The organism is Streptomyces sp. NPDC005141, from assembly GCF_053599975.1.
The window spans coordinates 61,210-77,306 of sequence record NZ_JBSFYW010000013.1 but is presented as its reverse complement, the minus strand read 5'-3'; the positions used below and the strand labels follow the sequence as shown (position 1 = coordinate 77,306).

The following is a 16,097-nucleotide window of genomic DNA, read 5'->3' as shown; positions in this document are numbered from 1 at the left end:
CCCGGGCCCGCGGGCCGGGCATGAACTCCCTTCCCCCGGACCCGCTTCGGCATGACGATCTCGTCCCCCGGCCTGTGTGACGTGCGACTCACCGAGATCGTTCCCATCGGCGCGCACCGCCGGATCCCGGCTGCCCGACCCGGCCGGTTCCGGCACCCTTCGGGTCCGCAGCCCGGACAGATCGGGTCCACTGCCCGGGCATATCGGGTTCGTGGCACCCGGACAGTCCGAGTCCGCAGCCCCGGGCCGACCGGATCCGCCGCCCCCGCCGACCGCTGCCGTGGCCGGTCAGCTGCGCGGGGCCAACGCCTCCCAGCGCACCGTCACTTCGCCCTGGCGCCAGCGGGTGGTCCCGTCCGTGACCGGCCAGTCGGCCGTCAGGTCGCGGACCGTGCGTATCCAGCGCTGCCGGGCGCCGTACGCGGCGTACGGCGCGGCTGCCGCCCAGGCGCGGTCGAAGTCGCGCAGGAAGGCGTGCACGGGCTCGCCCGGGACATTGCGGTGGATGAGGGCCTTCGGCAGCCGTTCGGCCAGGCCGGACGGGCGGTCGAGCGAGCCGAGCCGGGTGGCGAAGGTGACCGTGCGCGGGCCTTCCGGGCCGAGGGCGACCCAGACGTGCCGGCGGCCGATCTCGTCGCAGGTCCCTTCGACGAGCAGTCCGCCCCGGGAGCCGTGGCCCGCCGGGGCGAGCCGCGCGCACAGCCGCTGCCAGACCTCGGCGACCTGCTCCTCGCCGTACTGGCGCAGCACGTTCGCCGCGCGGATCAGGTGCGGCCGGCCCGGCACCGGGACCTCGAAGCCGCCGTGCCGGAAGGTGAGGCCCTCGCGTTCGTACGGGCGGGCGGCGGCGACCCGGGCCGGTTCGATCTCGATGCCGAAGACGCGGGTGCGGGGTGCGGTGGTGCGCAGGCGGGTCAGCATCTCGACCGCGGTCCACGGCGCCGCGCCGTAGCCGAGGTCGATCGCCACCGGCTCCGGCGTCCTGCGGAGTTCGGCGCCGTGCACCGCCGCGATCCAGCGGTCCATGCGGCGCAGACGGTTGGGATTCGTCGTCCCGCGCGTCGCCGTACCCACGATGGGGGTGCTCCCGCTCGAGCGAAGCCGAGAGTGGGGGAGGGACGCTGCGCGGGTTGTCATGCGTACGAGAGTAGGCCGACCCGGCGAGTGCCGGGTGAGCCTGTGGACAACCCGCGGCCGGCCCCGATACCGCTGTGGAAAACCCGGCGGACAGGGAGGCAGACGCACCTTGGGGTCGAACGGTTGAGCGACCAGCGGTAATGATTCGGCAAAGAGGAAATGGAGCGGAGGGCTCCGGCGTTCCATCTCCTGGAGGGCGCGACACGTCCTCCGAAAGGCATGCCCGCAGCGAGGAGGAACGCCACGTGAGCCAGTACGTCAGCAGGCTCGGGCGGCGCTCTCCGGCGGCACCCTCACGGCTCAGGCTGCACCGCAGGCCCCGTCGCGTCGCGATGCTCTCCGTGCACACCTCGCCCCTGCACCAGCCCGGTACGGGCGATGCGGGCGGGATGAACGTGTACATCGTGGAACTGGCCCAGCGTCTCGCCGCGATCAACATCGAGGTCGAGATCTTCACGCGGGCGACCACCGCCGCGCTCCCGCCGACCGTCGAGCTGGCCCCGGGTGTCCTCGTCCGGCACGTCGACGCGGGCCCCTACGAAGGCCTCTGCAAGGAAGACCTGCCGGCCCAGCTCTGCGCGTTCACGCACGGCGTCATGCAGGCCTGGGCAGGTCACCGCCCCGGCTACTACGACCTCGTGCACTCGCACTACTGGCTCTCCGGCCACGTCGGCTGGCTGGCCGCCGAACGCTGGGGCACGCCCCTGGTGCACGCGATGCACACCATGGCCAAGGTCAAGAACGCGGCGCTGGCCGAGGGCGACACCCCCGAGCCCGCCGCCCGCGTGATCGGCGAGACCCAGATCGTGCGCGCCGCCGACCGTCTGATCGCGAACACCGCGGAGGAGGCCGACGAACTCGTACGCCACTACGAGGCCGAGGCCGGCAAGGTCGCCGTCGTCCACCCGGGCGTCAACCTCGACCGCTTCCGTCCCGCGGACGGCCGCGCCGCCGCCCGCGCCCGGCTCGGTCTCCCGCAGGACGCCCTGATCCCTCTCTTCGCGGGCCGCATACAGCCCTTGAAGGCCCCGGACGTGCTGCTGCGCGCGGTCGCCGTGCTGCTCGACGAGCGGCCGGAGCTGCGCCGCAGGATCGTCGTCCCCGTGGTGGGCGGTCCGAGCGGCAGCGGGCTCGCCAAGCCGGAGGGGCTCCAGAAGCTGGCCGCGCGGCTGGGCATCGCCGATGTCGTGCGGTTCCGGCCGCCCGTCGGGCAGGAACAGCTGGCGGATTGGTTCCGGGCCGCGTCCGTGCTGGTCATGCCCTCGTACAGCGAGTCGTTCGGACTGGTCGCCATCGAGGCGCAGGCGGCCGGTACGCCGGTGCTCGCGGCCGAGGTCGGCGGCCTTCCGGTGGCCGTCCGTCACCAGGAGACCGGCTTCCTCGTCCCCGGCCACCATCCCGCCGACTACGCGCGCGTGCTGCGCGATTTCGCCGACGACGAGACCCTCGCGGCCCGGATGGGTGCCGCCGCGGCGCGGCACGCGGAGCAGTTCGGCTGGGACACCGCGGCCGCGGCGACCGCGGATGTGTACACGGCGGCGACGCAGGACCACCGGCGCCGGGTGCGGGCACGTCACGCCTGACACGGGTCACGTACGCTCCCCTCATGGCTGACGCAGCGTCGATCATCGAGCAGGTCCTCACCGAGGCCGAGCTGGAATGGGAGAGCCCCGCGACGGGTTCGTACGCCGTGAAGCTGCCCGGCACCCGCAAGCTCTCGACGACCGTCTCGCTGATCGTCGGCCGCCACTCGCTGTCGCTGAACGCGTTCGTGATCCGCCACCCCGACGAGAACCACGAAGCGGTCCACCGCTGGCTCCTGGAGCGCAATCTCAAGCTCTACGGCGTCGCCTACGCGGTCGACCCCCTGGGGGACGTGTACCTGGTCGGCAAGCTTCCGCTGACCGCCGTCACCCCGGAGGAGGTGGACCGTCTCCTCGGCTCCGTCCTCGAAGCCGCCGACGGCTCCTTCAACACCCTCCTGGAACTCGGTTTCGCCTCGGCGATCCGCAAGGAGTACGCCTGGCGGGTGTCCCGCGGTGAGTCGACCCGCAATCTGGACGCGTTCACGCATCTGACTCAGCGTCCGGCCCGCTGACTCTCGCCCTCCACTCGTCAGGCATTGCGCGCCCCCTTCCGCGTCGAAGGTCCTCGTGGCATGCTCGCCGCCGACGCAAATCTGAACGTCGTTCACATCCATGAAGAATCATGGGAGTCGCACGGAAGGGCGGACGGGCATGACCAGCAGGCACGGATACGCGGAGATGACCAGACGGGCCCTGCTCGGCAGCGCCACGGCCGTGGCGGCCGTCGCCGTGACCGGCACGGCCCCGGGGACGGCCGCCGCATCGCCGGGGGCCACGGCGGCAGCGCCGCCACCCGCGCGGGGGACGGCCGTCGCGTCATCCGCGGGTGCGCCGGGCGCCCTCGCCCGGTCCGGTGAAGTCCCGCGCCTCTGGCGCGAGTTCACCCGCTCCCCGTTCACCCACCCGCAGATCCCGTACGTCGGAAGGTCCGGCTCGCACCGCGGAGCGGCGCGCCTGCCCCGCCGCCCCGTCGTGACCGACATCCGTGACCACGGTGCCGTCGCCTGCGACGGCAGCACGGACTGCGCTCCCGCGATCAACCGTGCCATCGCCGCTGCCGGAAGGGCCGGCGGTGGCACGGTCACCATCCCTCCCGGGACGTTCCGCATCGACGACCTGATCCGCATCGGTCACTCGAACGTGGTCCTCCGGGGCGCCGGCAGCGGCCGTACGACCCTGTACGCGACCAAGAACCTCACCGAACTGATCGGTGCCTACGGCTCCCGCTACGGCGGCGACAAGTCGTCCTGGTCCTGGGCCGGCGGCCTCATCTGGCTCGCCCCCACAGCCCGTTGGGACTCCCTCGTCGCGGCCGTCAGGGCCAAGGCGTGGCCCTTCGAGGGCTGGACCGGCAACACACGCGACGCCTGGCAGACCCTCACGACGGTCGAGCCCGCACGCCAGGGCTCCTTGACGGTGACCGTCGGGGACGCCTCGAGGCTGCGTGCCGGCACGCTCGTCCTGCTCCGCCTCGCCGACGACGCGGGTCACACTCTCCTCGAACACATGTCGGGCGGTGGACCCGGCCCCGAGGCGTACTTCTGGGACGACAAGACCAAGCTGACCTCGTACGTCCCCTACGAGTGGCCCGTCCGCGTCGCGCGCGTGCGCGGCCGCAGGGTGACCCTCGAACGCCCCCTGCCGCTCGACGTACGCCCTGAGTGGGACCCACGGCTGACCACGCACGTCGAGGAGTTGACGGGCTCGGGGGTGGAGGGGCTGACCCTGGAGGCGGTGGAGACACCGCAGTCCCCGCACCTCCTCGACAAGGGTTACAACGGCGTCGTCCTCCAGTGCGCCTACGACTGCTGGGTGGACGACGTCACGGTCCGCCACGTCGACAACGGATTCGGTCTCGTCGCCGCCTCCGCCTGCACCCTGCGCCGTACGAGGGTCGCGGGACGCGGTGCGCACCACCCGTACTTCTGCCGCGAGGGCTCGCACGACAACCTGATCGAGGACTTCACCATCGAGGAGCGCACGGTCCCCGCGCCCGCCGGAACCCAGCTGCACGGCATCAACGTCGAGGGCCTGTCCTCGTACAACGTCTGGTCGCGCGGCGACATGCGGATGGGTACCTTCGACTCCCACCGCGGCCTGCCCTTCGCGAACGTCCGCACCGACATCACCGTCGACAACGACGGCCGGCACGGCGGCGACGCCTCCGCCGGGCCCTTGTTCGGCGCGCGCTTCACCCACTGGAACATCAGGGTCACCAACGGCCGGGCCGGGCTGATGAAGATCGACGGCCTCGCCCCCTACAGCGCCACCGTCGGCGTCAACGAGGTCACCGAGTTCGACCAGATCGACGTACCCGACTTCACCGGGGACCTGCACTCCCGTCTGGAGCTGTACGGGACGACCGACGCCGTACGGCCGCGCAATCTGTACGAGGCCCAGCGCGACTTCTAGACCGGACAGCCCACGACGGCCCGTACGCCCCGGCTCGCTCACGACCGTGCGTACCGCCCCGGAGTCACCCCCACCAACCGCCTGAAATGGCGGGTGAGGTGGGACTGGTCGTAGAAGCCGGTCGTGGTGGCCACCTCGCCCGGTGGCCGCCCGTCGAGCAGCAGGCGGCGGGCGCGGTCCACCCGGCGGGACATCAGGTACTGGTGCGGGGCGATGCCGAACGCGCCGCTGAACGCCCGGACCAGGTGAGCGGGGTGGGCGTGGACGAGCCGTGCGGCCTCGTCGAGGGCGATCCCCTCGACGAGCCGTTCGTCGAGGAGTTGGCGCAACTTGTGGGCGAGCGGCCGGTCCGGGCGCGAGGGCTGCGGGGCCGAGCCGGGGCGCAGCCTGACGCGCAGCCGCTCGGCGATCAGCGTCAGCCTGCTGTCGGCCTCCAGTTCGTCCCCGGGGTGCGCGAGAGCCGTGTGCACCTGCCCGACCCGGTGCCGCAGCACGGGATCCACCAGATCGGGCCCGTCCACCGCCGGCCCGATGAGGTCGTCGGCCAGGCGCGAGCTGTCGAGGTAGAGGACCCGCTTACGGAAGCCGTGCTCGGTGGCCGGTGCGCCGTTGTGCGGAATGTGCGGCGGCAGCAGCGACACCGTGTCGTGCGGGGTGCCGTGCTCGTGCCGGTCGAGGTCGTACCGGACGGCGCCGTCGTCGACGATCAGCAACGTCCAGGCCTCGTGCACGTGCATCGGGTACGCGTACTCGGTGTAGTGCGCGTGGAAGACCTCGACGATGCCCGGGACGCTGGGGCGCCATGCGGACACCTCGCGCTGGGGGGCCATGCAAAGAACGTACAAGACGACGGCGTACGCCGGTCGGCAGTCTCGTCGTATGAGCAGCGTGAGCAGCAACAGTCCGTCCGGTGTGAGCGGCGTGAGCCCTTCGGACGACGCACCCGTCCGCTTCGACACCAAGATCGCCGTCGTCCTGCGCGACGATCTGGAGCCCTGGCAGCGGCTCAATGTGACGGCCTTCCTCGTCAGCGGCCTGGGGACGGTGGTCCCCGAGGTCGTCGGCGAGCCGTACGAGGATGCCGACGGGGTCTCCTACCTCCCGATGTTCCGGCAGCCCGTGCTGGTCTTCGAGGGGTCGAAGGAGACATTGACCGCCGCCCACGGCCGCGCGCTGTCCCGGGCGCTGCCGCGAGCGGTCTTCACGTCTGACCTGTTCACGACGGGCAACGACCGGGACAACCGCGCGGCCGTACGGGCCGTGCCGAGCGGCGACCTGGATCTGGCGGGAATCGCGGTGTACGGGCCCCCGAACGCGGTGGACAAGGTGGTGAAGGGGGCGCGGATGCATCCCTGAGGCGTGAGGGACGCGCTGAGGGGGCCGGGGCGTCAGGGTGCCGGGTGTCCCGGGTGTCTCGTGTATCCGAGGCGGGTGAACGGCCCGCGCCACCCCAGGTGCCCGGGCCGCCGGGGTGGCGTCAGACCGGTGTCTCGCCGGGTCGCCGGGGTGGCGTCAGGCCGGAGCGGCCTCCGCCTGGGGCGCCGTACCGGCCTCCACCACGGGGCTGATCCTGGTCGCGGCCGCCGGGGTGACCTCGACCGCGGAGTCCCGTACCACCGGCACCGGCACCGGCACCGGCACTGTCCCGGAGGGCTCCCGCACCGCGGGCTCCCGTCCGGGCTCCCGTCGGGGCTCCCGCACGGACTCCTGCGTCGGAAGCCGCCGCATGAGCAGCCCGTACCCGAGCCCCGCCGCCGTACCGACCACCGCGCACAGCCCCCAGAGCCAGGCCGCGCCGAAACGGTCGATGACGACGCCGGACATCACGGGCGCGACGAGCGAGGCCAGGGCCCAGGAGAGGGTGTACATCCCCTGGTAGCGGCCCCGGCCGTGGACGGGGGAGAGGCGGACGACGAGACCGGTCTGCGTCGGCGCGTTGACGATCTCCGCGAGGGTCCATACGCAGACGGTGAGTGTGAAGACCGCCACCGACCCGGCGAAGGCGGTGAGCCCGAACCCGTACCCGGCGAGCACCGACGAGATGACGAGGAGGCGCTTGGGGTCCCGGTGTTCGATGAAACGGGTGACCGGGATCTGGAGCGCGACGATCAGTACGCCGTTGACGGCGATCGCCGTGCCGTAGTCGGCCGGGGTGAAGCCGGCCGCGCCCATGGCGACGGGCAGTCCGACGGAGCCCTGCTGGAAGACGAGGGCGACGAGGAACGACAGCCCGACGACGCTCATGAACCGTCCGTCGCGGAGCACGGTCCCGAGACCGACCGCGGGTTCCGTCTCCTTGGCGACCTGCACGGGCTTGGACTCCGGGAGCTTCGCGAAGACGACGAGCGCGCAGGCGAGAGTCATGCCGGCCTCGATGAGGAAACCCGCGAGGTAGCTGAACTCGGCGATGAAGCCGGCGCCCATGGAGGAGACGGCGAAACCGAGGTTGACGGCCCAGTAGTTGAGGGAGAAGGCGCGGACGCGGTCCTCGGGCCGGACGATGTCGGCCATCATCGCCTGCACGGCGGGCCGGGAGGCGTTGCTGGCCATGCCGACCAGGAAGGCGACCGAGGCGATGGCCACCGGGTGGTGCATGAAGCCGAGCAGCGCGACCGAGCCGGCCGTCGACACCTGCGCGCCGAGCAGCGTGGGTCGCCGGCCGAACCGGTCGGTCATCACTCCGGCGGCGAGCGAGGAGATCACGCCACCGAGGCCGTGCAGGGACGCGACCAGACCCGCGTACGAGGCGGAGTACCCGCGGTCGAGGGTCAGGTACAGGGCCATGAAGGTGGCCACGAAGGCCCCGAGCCGGTTGACGAGTGTGCTGATCCACAGCCACCAGAACTCGCGGGGGAGTCCTGAGACGGTCTCCCGGACGGCACGTCTCAGGATGGCGTGTGGCATGGATCCCCCACGGATGTAAGCGGCTCGGGCGGTGATCACAACTTACGAGTGGGCTGCCTCGGAGAGCCACTCAATTAACAGATGCCGTCAACTGAAGGGCGTCGGAGGGGCGCGGGGCGGCGGGGCGGGGGTTCCCGTGTCCGACTGATGGCCTAGGGCGCGAGGGGTCGCGGGGTTCGATTACGCTCGGAGCCATGGCCGACGCACCGTACAAGCTGATCCTCCTCCGCCACGGCGAGAGCGAATGGAACGCGAAGAACCTGTTCACCGGTTGGGTGGACGTCAACCTCAACGAGAAGGGCGAGAAGGAGGCAGTACGCGGCGGTGAGCTGCTCAAGGACGCCGGCCTGCTGCCCGACGTGGTCCACACCTCGCTCCAGAAGCGCGCGATCCGCACCGCGCAGCTGGCCCTGGAGTCCGCGGACCGGCTCTGGATCCCGGTCCACCGCAGCTGGCGCCTGAACGAGCGTCACTACGGCGCCCTTCAGGGCAAGGACAAGGCCCAGACGCTCGCCGAGTTCGGCGAGGAGCAGTTCATGCTGTGGCGCCGCTCGTACGACACCCCGCCGCCGCCGCTCGACCGCGACGCCGAGTACTCCCAGTTCGACGACCCGCGCTACGCCGCGCTGCCGCCGGAGCTGCGCCCCCAGACGGAGTGCCTCAAGGACGTCGTCGTCCGCATGCTTCCGTACTGGTTCGACGGCATCGTCCCGGACCTGCTGACCGGCCGCACGGTCCTGGTCGCGGCCCACGGCAACAGCCTCCGCGCCCTGGTCAAGCACCTCGACGGCATCTCCGACGCCGACATCGCGGGCCTGAACATCCCCACCGGCATCCCCCTCTCCTACGAGCTGGACGCCGACTTCAAGCCCCTCAACCCGGGCGGCACCTACCTCGACCCGGACGCGGCCGCAGCCGCGATCGAGGCGGTCAAGAACCAGGGCAAGAAGAAGTAAGACGACACCAGCAAGCCCTCGACCTGCTATTTCTTGGCAGGGCGGGGGCTTTTTGGTGGGGCTGGGCCGCCCCCGGGCCGTCAGGCTAGATGAGACGGATGGCCACGCGGACGGACACTACGAACGCCATGAGCAGTGCTACGGCTGGATGGATCCCAGACGACAGGCTCAGCCACGCTCCACCGCTGCCGATGATGCCGAACGGCAGTTCTCGGGGGGTGAGGTCGATACGAAGGCTGCGTCGTGGCACCATTGACTTCTCCATGTGGTTCATGATTTCTCCAGCAGTGAGTAATGAGTGTGCCGATGGAAAGGAGAGGCTACCCCTGGCCGGGTGGCCTCTCCGCCTTATCGGTGGCAAGACTTTACTTGCCGATCTCCGGAACGACAAATTCCCCAGGAGAAATCGAAAACGCGCCTCGCTGTATGGGCAGTCGGGGTGAGGGTGAGGTGCGTTGAGTGTTGTAGTGCCGCCTTCACTAGTCCCTGTAGGCGCGTCGCGACCGGGTGACTCCAGTCGGAGTGAGGTCCTGCTGCGGCAGGGTCATAGATCTGCGTTGTGGCAGCTCAACCAGCACTAACGCTGCATCTGGTTCTGCATCTAATGCTGCATCTAGCTCTGCTTCTAGTTCAGCGTCTAATGCTGCATCTAATGCTGCTTCTGGTTCTGCATCTAATGCTGCATCTAGCTCTGCTTCTAGTTCAGCGTCTAATGCTGCATCTAATGCTGCTTCTGGTTCTGCATCTAATGCTGCATCTAGCTCTGCTTCTAGTTCAGCGTCTAATGCTGCATCTAGCTCTGCACCCAGTTCCGCATCTAGTGCTGTGGTGCGCACGTTGGTTGGTGGGGTGTTCGTGCACGTTCATCAAGCGTGGTAGATGGCAGATACGGCCTTGCGCGTGCGCTCCTGGCTGGACGGCATGAGGTGCGCGTATACGCGGAGCGTCAGACCCGGGTCCGAGTGGCCCAGGTACTCGGCCAGGGCCTTGACGTTCTCCCCGGCGTCCAGGAGCACCGACGCGTAGAAGTGCCGGAGCGCGTGCATGCCGTTCTCGCGGGACTCGGCGTGCGGCTGTCCACGCTCGGGGACCGGGATCACCCCGGCGCCGGCCAGTGCCCGCTTCCACGCCTCCTCGTTGAGTGACGTGCGCCAGACATGACCCCCGCGCGGTCCGGTGAAGATCAGCCACTTGGTCACCGGAGGACCATCCGCGACCTTCCACGGCAACGTGACCTCGACCGGCGGGAACTCCTTCATGTGCGCCCGGAGAGCGTCAGCGACCGGCCCAGGGAGCGGCACGTCCCGAAGCTTGCCGCCCTTCGGCGGTGCGAACACGGCCTTGCTGCGGCTCAGCTTCAGTTGCTGGACCACGTGAAGCGTGTCCGATTCGAAGTCGATCGCGTCGACGGCGACGCCAAGAATCTCGCCTTGGCGGAGCCCGCAGCCACCACCCAGGTCGACCATCGCTCGGAAGCGCTCGGGCATGGCGGCGCGAACAGCGAAGACCCGTTCCGGCGTCCACGGCTTGACGCGCTTGGTGTCGACAGTCGGCGGCCGGACCGAGCGAGCCGCACACGGATTGCGGGGGAGATGCCCGTCATCCACGGCGGCGCTCAACGCAGCGCGCAGGTTGGAGTAGATCGTCCGGGCGTACGAGCCCCGGACGCCGTTCTCCTGAAGCTGCTGAACCCAGTCGCGTATGTGGGCGGGTTGGAAGGACCCGAGGGGGCGCGTACCCAGGTACGGGAAGGCGTGCAGCCGAAGCTGCGACTCCATCGAGGCCTGCGTGTTCGGGTCAGCGCCCTGGGTTCCCACCCAGCGTTCGGCGTACTGCTGGAAGGTGATCCGACCCGCGCGCGGGTCGATGTACTGCCCGCGCGCCATGTCCGCCTCGATGTGGGCGAGCCATTGGTCGGCAAGCCGCTTCTGCCGGTCGGGAAAGCTCTTGGCCTTCTCTGTGCCGTCCGGGCCGACGTAGCGCGCACGGTAGCGAAGTCCGGAGCCGTAACGATCGCTCTTGACCTTGCGGACCTTGCCGTCCGGACCCGTTTCGCTCTTGTACCAGCGGTCTTGGATGTGTCCGGCCATCAGGCAACAGCCCCTTGCATCAGGGACTCGACCCACACCCGGACGTCATCGGGGTCGTAGCGCAGGTGCCGGCCGACCCGGAAGCCGCGAGGACCGGTGCGCTTCCGGCGCCACTGGTAGACCGTCTCGATCGGCACACCCAGAAGCTCGGCGACATCAAGAGGAGTGAGGCACCGCGCTGGAAGGGAGCGCGGCTCGTCGGGAACCCGCGCCACGGTAAGGCGCCGCTCAGCCATGGGCGGGTTCTCCTTCTGTTCCGGGGGCGGGTTCGAGGGATACGGCGAGCCATGCTTCGGCGGCGGACAGACCGGTTCCGGCGAAGACCCAGTGCGAGACGACGAGGGTCGTCGTGTCGGTGTCGCCCGCGGTGGCTGCTGCTTGTGCACGGCGCCATTCGGCGCGGGCGGTGCGGAGGGCGCCGAGGGTGGTGGAGTAGCGGCGGGACTTGGTGGAGAAGTGGCCGCGGAAGCCGAGCATGTGGGCCCAGGCCCGGAGTCGGAGATCTTCTAACTCCTTGCGCGCGCCGAACTTCCAGGCCGTTCGGATCAGCCGGCGGGCGTGGTCGCTGATGTCGAGTTGGGCGAGTTCGGCGAGGAACTTGAGCGGGCGGTCGAGAGCTCCCGTGGCGGTTTCGCCGCCCTTGGTGGCGTACTTGGCGATGTACGAGGCGACAGCCCGCTCGGTCAGTTCCTGGCCGCCGTCGAAGTCGGCGGAACGGATTATGCGGACGTCGAGCTGACGGCCGAAGGTGAAGGTGTGCGCGCGTCCGCTGATGACAGGGCCGTCCACGCGAACGTGGGCAGCAGCGGCGCCGATGGCGTCGGTGAGCAGTTCGGCGGTGGCCCAGGCCGGAGGCGGGGTGTCGCCGCCCTCCGGGCCGTCGATGCGGATGACAGCGTGGAAGTGGACGGCGCCGCGCTTCTGGTACTCGGCGACCTTGGCGAAGGAGACGCGGGCGTACTGGCGGAACGCGCGCTGTGAGAGTCCGGCGCGCTTGGCGACCTCGCGGCGCAGGTAGGTGGAGAAGCGCCGCCAGAGCGGACCGGCGTGCGCGTTCCAGAGGACAGCCGCCTCGTAGGGCTCCATCCCGTTTGCGCAGCGGCGTTTGCAGAACCCTCGAAGATCATGGCCCCAACGTCGTGCCTTACCGAGCAGGCCCACTGACGAGCGGAATATTCCGAAGCTTGTCGAGATTTGCTCAACGGAGTGTTCGAATAAGTGCGTAGTTCCCGCTGCGTGGCGCACGAAGGCCGTTCCTCGTACCGTGTATCTCTCGTGAACGTGGGGACGGGGGCGCGATGGATCCGATTTCGGTGGGGTTGCTGGCGGCACTGGCGGGCGGCGCTGGTGGTGAGGTGGGCCGACAGGCGTGGGTGAACTTGAGCACTCTGGTGCGGCGCCCGTTCCGCCGCGATCAAGGCAACGCGCAGGCTTCGGCAGTCGGTTCGGGGGAGGCGGAGCTGACTGGGCTGGCCCAGGCACCGGCCGATCCCGGCCGCGCACAGTCGCTGAGCACCGCCTTGGCGGTTCGGGCCGCCGTGGATGCCGACTTCCACACCGGGCTGCAGCTGTGGCACGAGCAAGCGAAGCTGGTACGGACCGTTGATGGCGATGTACACAACACGATCAGCGGCGGCACATTCCAAGGACCGGCCCTGCAAGGCAGGGACTTCTCTGGCATCTCCTTCACCACACCGGCGCCGCCGTCGACAGCTCCGGGGACTGGTACAGGCGCGCCGCCGGTGCAGGAATAGCCGGTGTCGAATGAGATCAGCGGGGGATGGTTTTTTCATGCGGTGATCCAGGGCCGTGACATCACCGTGCAGTTGCCCCCACAAATCCACCCGGCTCTGTCCGGTCTGCCGCAGGCATCCACCACCTTCACCGGCCGTGCCACACAGGTTGAGGAACTGCTCCAAGGGCTGGCGCCGGGCGCGGAACGGCAACAGGCGGTACTGGTGGCAGCCGTGGCGGGACTCGCTGGCATTGGCAAGACCGAGCTCGTCGTGCAGACCGCAGTCCAAGCCTTGAAAGAGCCGGACTGGTTTCCCGGCGGAGTGCTGTTCGTCGATATGTTCGGTTACGACGTTGAGCGCCGCCTGTCCCCGGAGCGCGCCCTTGGCAGCCTGCTCCGCGCCTTGGGCATGCCTGGCGAACACATCCCTGCGGACTTGCAGGACCGCGCGCGGCTCTACCGCAGTGTGCTGGCTGCCTTTGCCGAGCAGGGGCGGCGGATCCTGGTCATCATCGACAACGCTTCCAGCGACGAGCAGGCCAAGCCTCTGCTGCCCACCGACGGCGTCACGGCCGCTCTGCTGACCTCCCGCGACACCCTTGACGTCGGCGCCCGCCTGCACGATTTGGGCATTCTCAATCAGGCCGCGTCCATCGAGCTGCTGCGTCAGGTCCTCGACCAAACCCGGCCTGGCGATAGCCGGGTCAAGGACGCACCTGAAGCCGCTGCGGCCATTACCCGGCTTTGTGCAGGACTGCCGCTGGCCTTGAGGATCGCCGCTGCCCTGCTTGCCGACTTCTCCACCCGCCCTCTGGCCTCGTTAGCCCAGGCCCTTGAAGCAGAACACTCACGGCTCAACCGGCTGCGCCGCAAGGAACGGGCGGTGCGCGCCGCCTTCGATCTGTCGTACCAGCACCTCAGCCGCGATCACGCCCGCTTGTTCCGCCTACTGCCGCTCAACGCCGGCCCGGACGTTTCTACCGACACCGCCGCTCACCTGGCCGATGCCGACTTGCCGGAGGTCGAGGAACTCCTGGAAGACCTAGCCCGCGCCCACCTGATCGAACCCGGAGACCCCTGGGGCCGCTGGCGGATGCACGACCTGGTGCGCCTGTATGCCGACCAGCACGGACGCACGCACGCCAACGATGACCAGCGCGAAGCCGCGCGAGATCGTCTCCACCTCCACTATCGCACCACCGCTCGAGCCGCTAACGTCTGCCTGACCTTGCTGCCCGGCGCTCTCTCCCCCCGCTTTCCCGATCGCGCTGCCGCGTTGGCCTGGCTGGACGGTGAACATTCCAACCTCGTCGCCACCGCCACCGCTTCCCCGCCTCTTGGTCACCCGGAAACAACCACCACGCTTGCCTTCAGCCTCTCCGAGTACCTGTCCTACCGGCGCTTTTTCGATGACTGGATTAATGTCAGCGCCACAGCGTTGGCCATCTTCCGCGACCTCGATGACCGATACGGCGAAGGCCAGGCACTGAACAACCTCGGTGGCGCCCTGCAGGAGGTGCGGCGGTTCGACGAGGCCATCGACGCCTATACCCAGGCCGCCACCATCTTCCGCGATCTCGATGACCGGCACGCCGAAGGCAGGGCACTGAACAACCTCGGCAACGCCCTGCGTGGGCTGCGGCGGTTCGACGAGGCCATCGACGCCTACACTCAAGACTTGGCCATCTGTCGCGATCTTGATGACCGGCACGGCGAAGGCCAGACACTGAACAACCTCGGTGGCGCCCTGCAGGACCTGCGGCGGTTCGACGAGGCCATCGACGCCTATACCCAGGCCGCCACCGTCTTCCGCGATCTTGATGACCGGCATGCCGAAGGCAAGGCACTGAACAACCTCGGCAACGCCCTGCAGGACCTGCGGCGGTTCGACGAGGCCATCGACGCTCACAGCCAGGCCGTCACCGTCTTCCGCAATCTCGATGACCGGCACGCCGAAGGCCAGGCACTGAACAACCTCGGCAACGCCCTGCAGGACCTGCGGCGGTTCGACGAGGCCATCGACGCCCACAGCCAGGCCGCCACCGTCTTCCGCGATCTCGATGACCGGCACAGCGGAGGCAAGGCACTGAACAACTTCGGTGGCGCTCTGCGGGAGTTGCGGCGGTTCGACGAGGCCATCGACGCCTATACGCAGGCCGTCACCATCTTCCGCGATCTCGATGACCGGCACGGCGAAGGCCAGGTACTGAACAACCTCGGCAACGCTCTGTGGGAGTTGCGGCGGTTCGACGAGGCCATCGACGCTTATACCCAGGCCGCCACCATATGCCGCGACCTCGAGGACCGGCACGCCGAAGGGCAGGCACTGAACAACCTCGGTAGTGCCCTGCAGCAGGTGCGGCGGTTCGACGAGGCCATCGACGCCTATACCCAGGCCGCCACCGTCTTCCGCGACCTCGATGACCGGCACAGCGGAGGCAAAACACTGAACAACCTCGGTGGCGCTCTGCGGGACTTGCGGCGGTTCGACGAGGCCATCGACGCTCACAGCCAGGCCGTCACCGTCTTCCGCGATCTTGATGACCGGCATGCCGAAGGCAAGGCACTGAACAACCTCGGCAACGCCCTGCGCGACTTGCGGCGGTTCGACGAGGCCATCGACGCCTATACCCAGGCCGCCACCGTCTTCCGCGACCTCGATGACCGGCACAGCGGAGGCAAAACACTGAACAACCTCGGTGGCGCTCTGCGGGACTTGCGGCGGTTCGACGAGGCCATCGACGCTCACAGCCAGGCCGTCACCGTCTTCCGCAATCTCGATGACCGGCACGCCGAAGGCCAGGCACTGAACAACCTCGGCAACGCCCTGCGCGACCTGCGGCGGTTCGACGAGGCCATCGACGCCTATACGCAGGCCGCCACCATCTTCCGCGACCTCGATGATCACCGTAAAGAAGCCCAGGCTTCATGGTCCTCGGCGGTATCGCACAATGAGCGCTCTTTGAGGTCTGGTTAGCGGAACCATCACTCAAGGCAGGCCGGACGGCCATGTCGAGACACTTGGCAGCTACTTTCACGTGTCGGCCGTTGCGGCTTGCACTGATCGACGACACCGATAGCGTGGCCGAGGCCGGTGAGGGTGCAGCGAGACATACGCGCACCCACACGGTTGGCTGACCCGCCACGTGGCTGACTGTCGTCGGCTGAGGTTCAGACGGGGCGTGTCGAAGTGCCGGCCGTCAGTCGCGCGCGGCAAAACTGGGCCGTCTCTGGGCCGTCCGAGGTTGCTCAACAGCAGCCAATGACGACCAACGAC

Annotated in this window: 13 protein-coding genes and 1 pseudogene; 7 read left to right on the top strand and 7 right to left on the bottom strand. The window is 69.1% G+C overall.

The window, feature by feature from the left end; translation table 11 throughout:
* Positions 1-288 precede the first annotated feature (288 nt).
* Positions 289-1,074, bottom strand: coding sequence for a class I SAM-dependent methyltransferase (locus ACWD68_RS13185; protein WP_451806516.1), 786 nt, complete (start codon positions 1,072-1,074; stop codon positions 289-291).
* Positions 1,075-1,382: 308 nt separating this feature from the next.
* Between ACWD68_RS13185 and mshA the strand changes: the two genes are divergently transcribed.
* The 3 genes from mshA to ACWD68_RS13170 all read left to right on the top strand — a co-directional run bounded on the left by mshA (position 1,383) and on the right by ACWD68_RS13170 (position 5,135).
* Complete coding sequence (gene mshA, locus ACWD68_RS13180) at positions 1,383-2,720, top strand: D-inositol-3-phosphate glycosyltransferase (RefSeq protein WP_451806515.1); 1,338 nt, start codon at positions 1,383-1,385, stop codon at positions 2,718-2,720.
* Between the two features lie 23 nt (positions 2,721-2,743).
* A complete protein-coding gene (locus ACWD68_RS13175; protein WP_451806514.1) occupies positions 2,744-3,235 on the top strand; it encodes a YbjN domain-containing protein in 492 nt (163 codons plus the stop codon).
* Positions 3,236-3,374: 139 nt separating this feature from the next.
* Complete coding sequence (locus ACWD68_RS13170; RefSeq protein WP_451806513.1) at positions 3,375-5,135, top strand: glycosyl hydrolase family 28-related protein; 1,761 nt, start codon at positions 3,375-3,377, stop codon at positions 5,133-5,135.
* A gap of 38 nt (positions 5,136-5,173) precedes the next feature.
* On the opposite strand, the gene ACWD68_RS13165 is transcribed toward ACWD68_RS13170, so the two are convergent.
* A complete protein-coding gene (locus ACWD68_RS13165) occupies positions 5,174-5,965 on the bottom strand; it encodes an AraC family transcriptional regulator (protein WP_451806512.1) in 792 nt (263 codons plus the stop codon).
* 49 nt (positions 5,966-6,014) lie between these two features.
* Here ACWD68_RS13165 and ACWD68_RS13160 point away from each other — a divergent pair, with 49 nt between their 5' ends.
* A complete protein-coding gene (locus tag ACWD68_RS13160; protein ID WP_451806511.1) occupies positions 6,015-6,491 on the top strand; it encodes a DUF2000 family protein in 477 nt (158 codons plus the stop codon).
* Between the two features lie 156 nt (positions 6,492-6,647).
* Here the strand turns inward: ACWD68_RS13160 and ACWD68_RS13155 are convergent, their stop codons facing one another.
* Positions 6,648-8,039 (bottom strand): MDR family MFS transporter, encoded by a 1,392-nt coding sequence (locus ACWD68_RS13155; protein WP_451806510.1) that lies wholly within the window; start codon positions 8,037-8,039, stop codon positions 6,648-6,650.
* A gap of 194 nt (positions 8,040-8,233) precedes the next feature.
* Between ACWD68_RS13155 and ACWD68_RS13150 the strand changes: the two genes are divergently transcribed.
* The gene (locus tag ACWD68_RS13150) at positions 8,234-8,995 is read left to right on the top strand and encodes a phosphoglyceromutase (RefSeq protein ID WP_451806509.1); all 762 of its coding nucleotides are present in this window, start codon (positions 8,234-8,236) and stop codon (positions 8,993-8,995) included.
* Positions 8,996-9,474: 479 nt separating this feature from the next.
* Here ACWD68_RS13150 and ACWD68_RS13145 read toward each other — a convergent pair whose 3' ends face one another.
* The 4 genes and pseudogenes from ACWD68_RS13145 to ACWD68_RS13130 all read right to left on the bottom strand — a co-directional run.
* Positions 9,475-9,831 carry a hypothetical protein gene (locus ACWD68_RS13145; RefSeq protein WP_451806508.1) on the bottom strand — a complete coding sequence of 119 codons (357 nt, stop codon included), beginning with the start codon at positions 9,829-9,831 and terminating at the stop codon, positions 9,475-9,477.
* 30 nt (positions 9,832-9,861) lie between these two features.
* Entirely contained in the window at positions 9,862-11,085 is a 1,224-nt protein-coding gene (locus tag ACWD68_RS13140; RefSeq protein ID WP_451806507.1) for a tyrosine-type recombinase/integrase, read from the bottom strand.
* Entirely contained in the window at positions 11,085-11,321 is a 237-nt protein-coding gene (locus tag ACWD68_RS13135; protein ID WP_451806506.1) for a helix-turn-helix domain-containing protein, read from the bottom strand. Before ACWD68_RS13135 ends, ACWD68_RS13140 begins: the two co-directional genes overlap by 1 nt.
* Positions 11,314-12,162, bottom strand: a pseudogene (locus ACWD68_RS13130) (replication initiator); the annotation flags it as partial. The gene ACWD68_RS13135 and the pseudogene ACWD68_RS13130, both read right to left, overlap by 8 nt.
* A 221-nt stretch (positions 12,163-12,383) precedes the next feature.
* On the opposite strand from ACWD68_RS13130, the gene ACWD68_RS13125 reads away from it, so the two are divergent.
* Both ACWD68_RS13125 and ACWD68_RS13120 read left to right on the top strand, forming a co-directional pair.
* On the top strand, positions 12,384-12,839 hold the full coding sequence (locus ACWD68_RS13125) for a hypothetical protein (protein ID WP_451806505.1): 456 nt from the start codon (positions 12,384-12,386) through the stop codon (positions 12,837-12,839).
* 3 nt (positions 12,840-12,842) lie between these two features.
* The gene (locus ACWD68_RS13120) at positions 12,843-15,797 is read left to right on the top strand and encodes a tetratricopeptide repeat protein (RefSeq protein WP_451806504.1); all 2,955 of its coding nucleotides are present in this window, start codon (positions 12,843-12,845) and stop codon (positions 15,795-15,797) included.
* Positions 15,798-16,097 lie beyond the last annotated feature (300 nt).

What these genes read in the sequence shown, in the direction of transcription:
- ACWD68_RS13125 (WP_451806505.1), top strand. Translation starts at nt 12,384, where the DNA reads ATGGATCCGATTTCGGTGGGGTTGCTGGCGGCACTGGCGGGCGGCGCT.
- ACWD68_RS13140 (WP_451806507.1), bottom strand. Translation starts at nt 11,085, where the DNA reads ATGGCCGGACACATCCAAGACCGCTGGTACAAGAGCGAAACGGGTCCG.
- ACWD68_RS13170 (WP_451806513.1), top strand. Translation starts at nt 3,375, where the DNA reads ATGACCAGCAGGCACGGATACGCGGAGATGACCAGACGGGCCCTGCTC.
- ACWD68_RS13165 (WP_451806512.1), bottom strand. Translation starts at nt 5,965, where the DNA reads ATGGCCCCCCAGCGCGAGGTGTCCGCATGGCGCCCCAGCGTCCCGGGC.
- ACWD68_RS13155 (WP_451806510.1), bottom strand. Translation starts at nt 8,039, where the DNA reads ATGCCACACGCCATCCTGAGACGTGCCGTCCGGGAGACCGTCTCAGGA.
- ACWD68_RS13150 (WP_451806509.1), top strand. Translation starts at nt 8,234, where the DNA reads ATGGCCGACGCACCGTACAAGCTGATCCTCCTCCGCCACGGCGAGAGC.
- ACWD68_RS13135 (WP_451806506.1), bottom strand. Translation starts at nt 11,321, where the DNA reads ATGGCTGAGCGGCGCCTTACCGTGGCGCGGGTTCCCGACGAGCCGCGC.
- ACWD68_RS13160 (WP_451806511.1), top strand. Translation starts at nt 6,015, where the DNA reads ATGAGCAGCGTGAGCAGCAACAGTCCGTCCGGTGTGAGCGGCGTGAGC.
- ACWD68_RS13175 (WP_451806514.1), top strand. Translation starts at nt 2,744, where the DNA reads ATGGCTGACGCAGCGTCGATCATCGAGCAGGTCCTCACCGAGGCCGAG.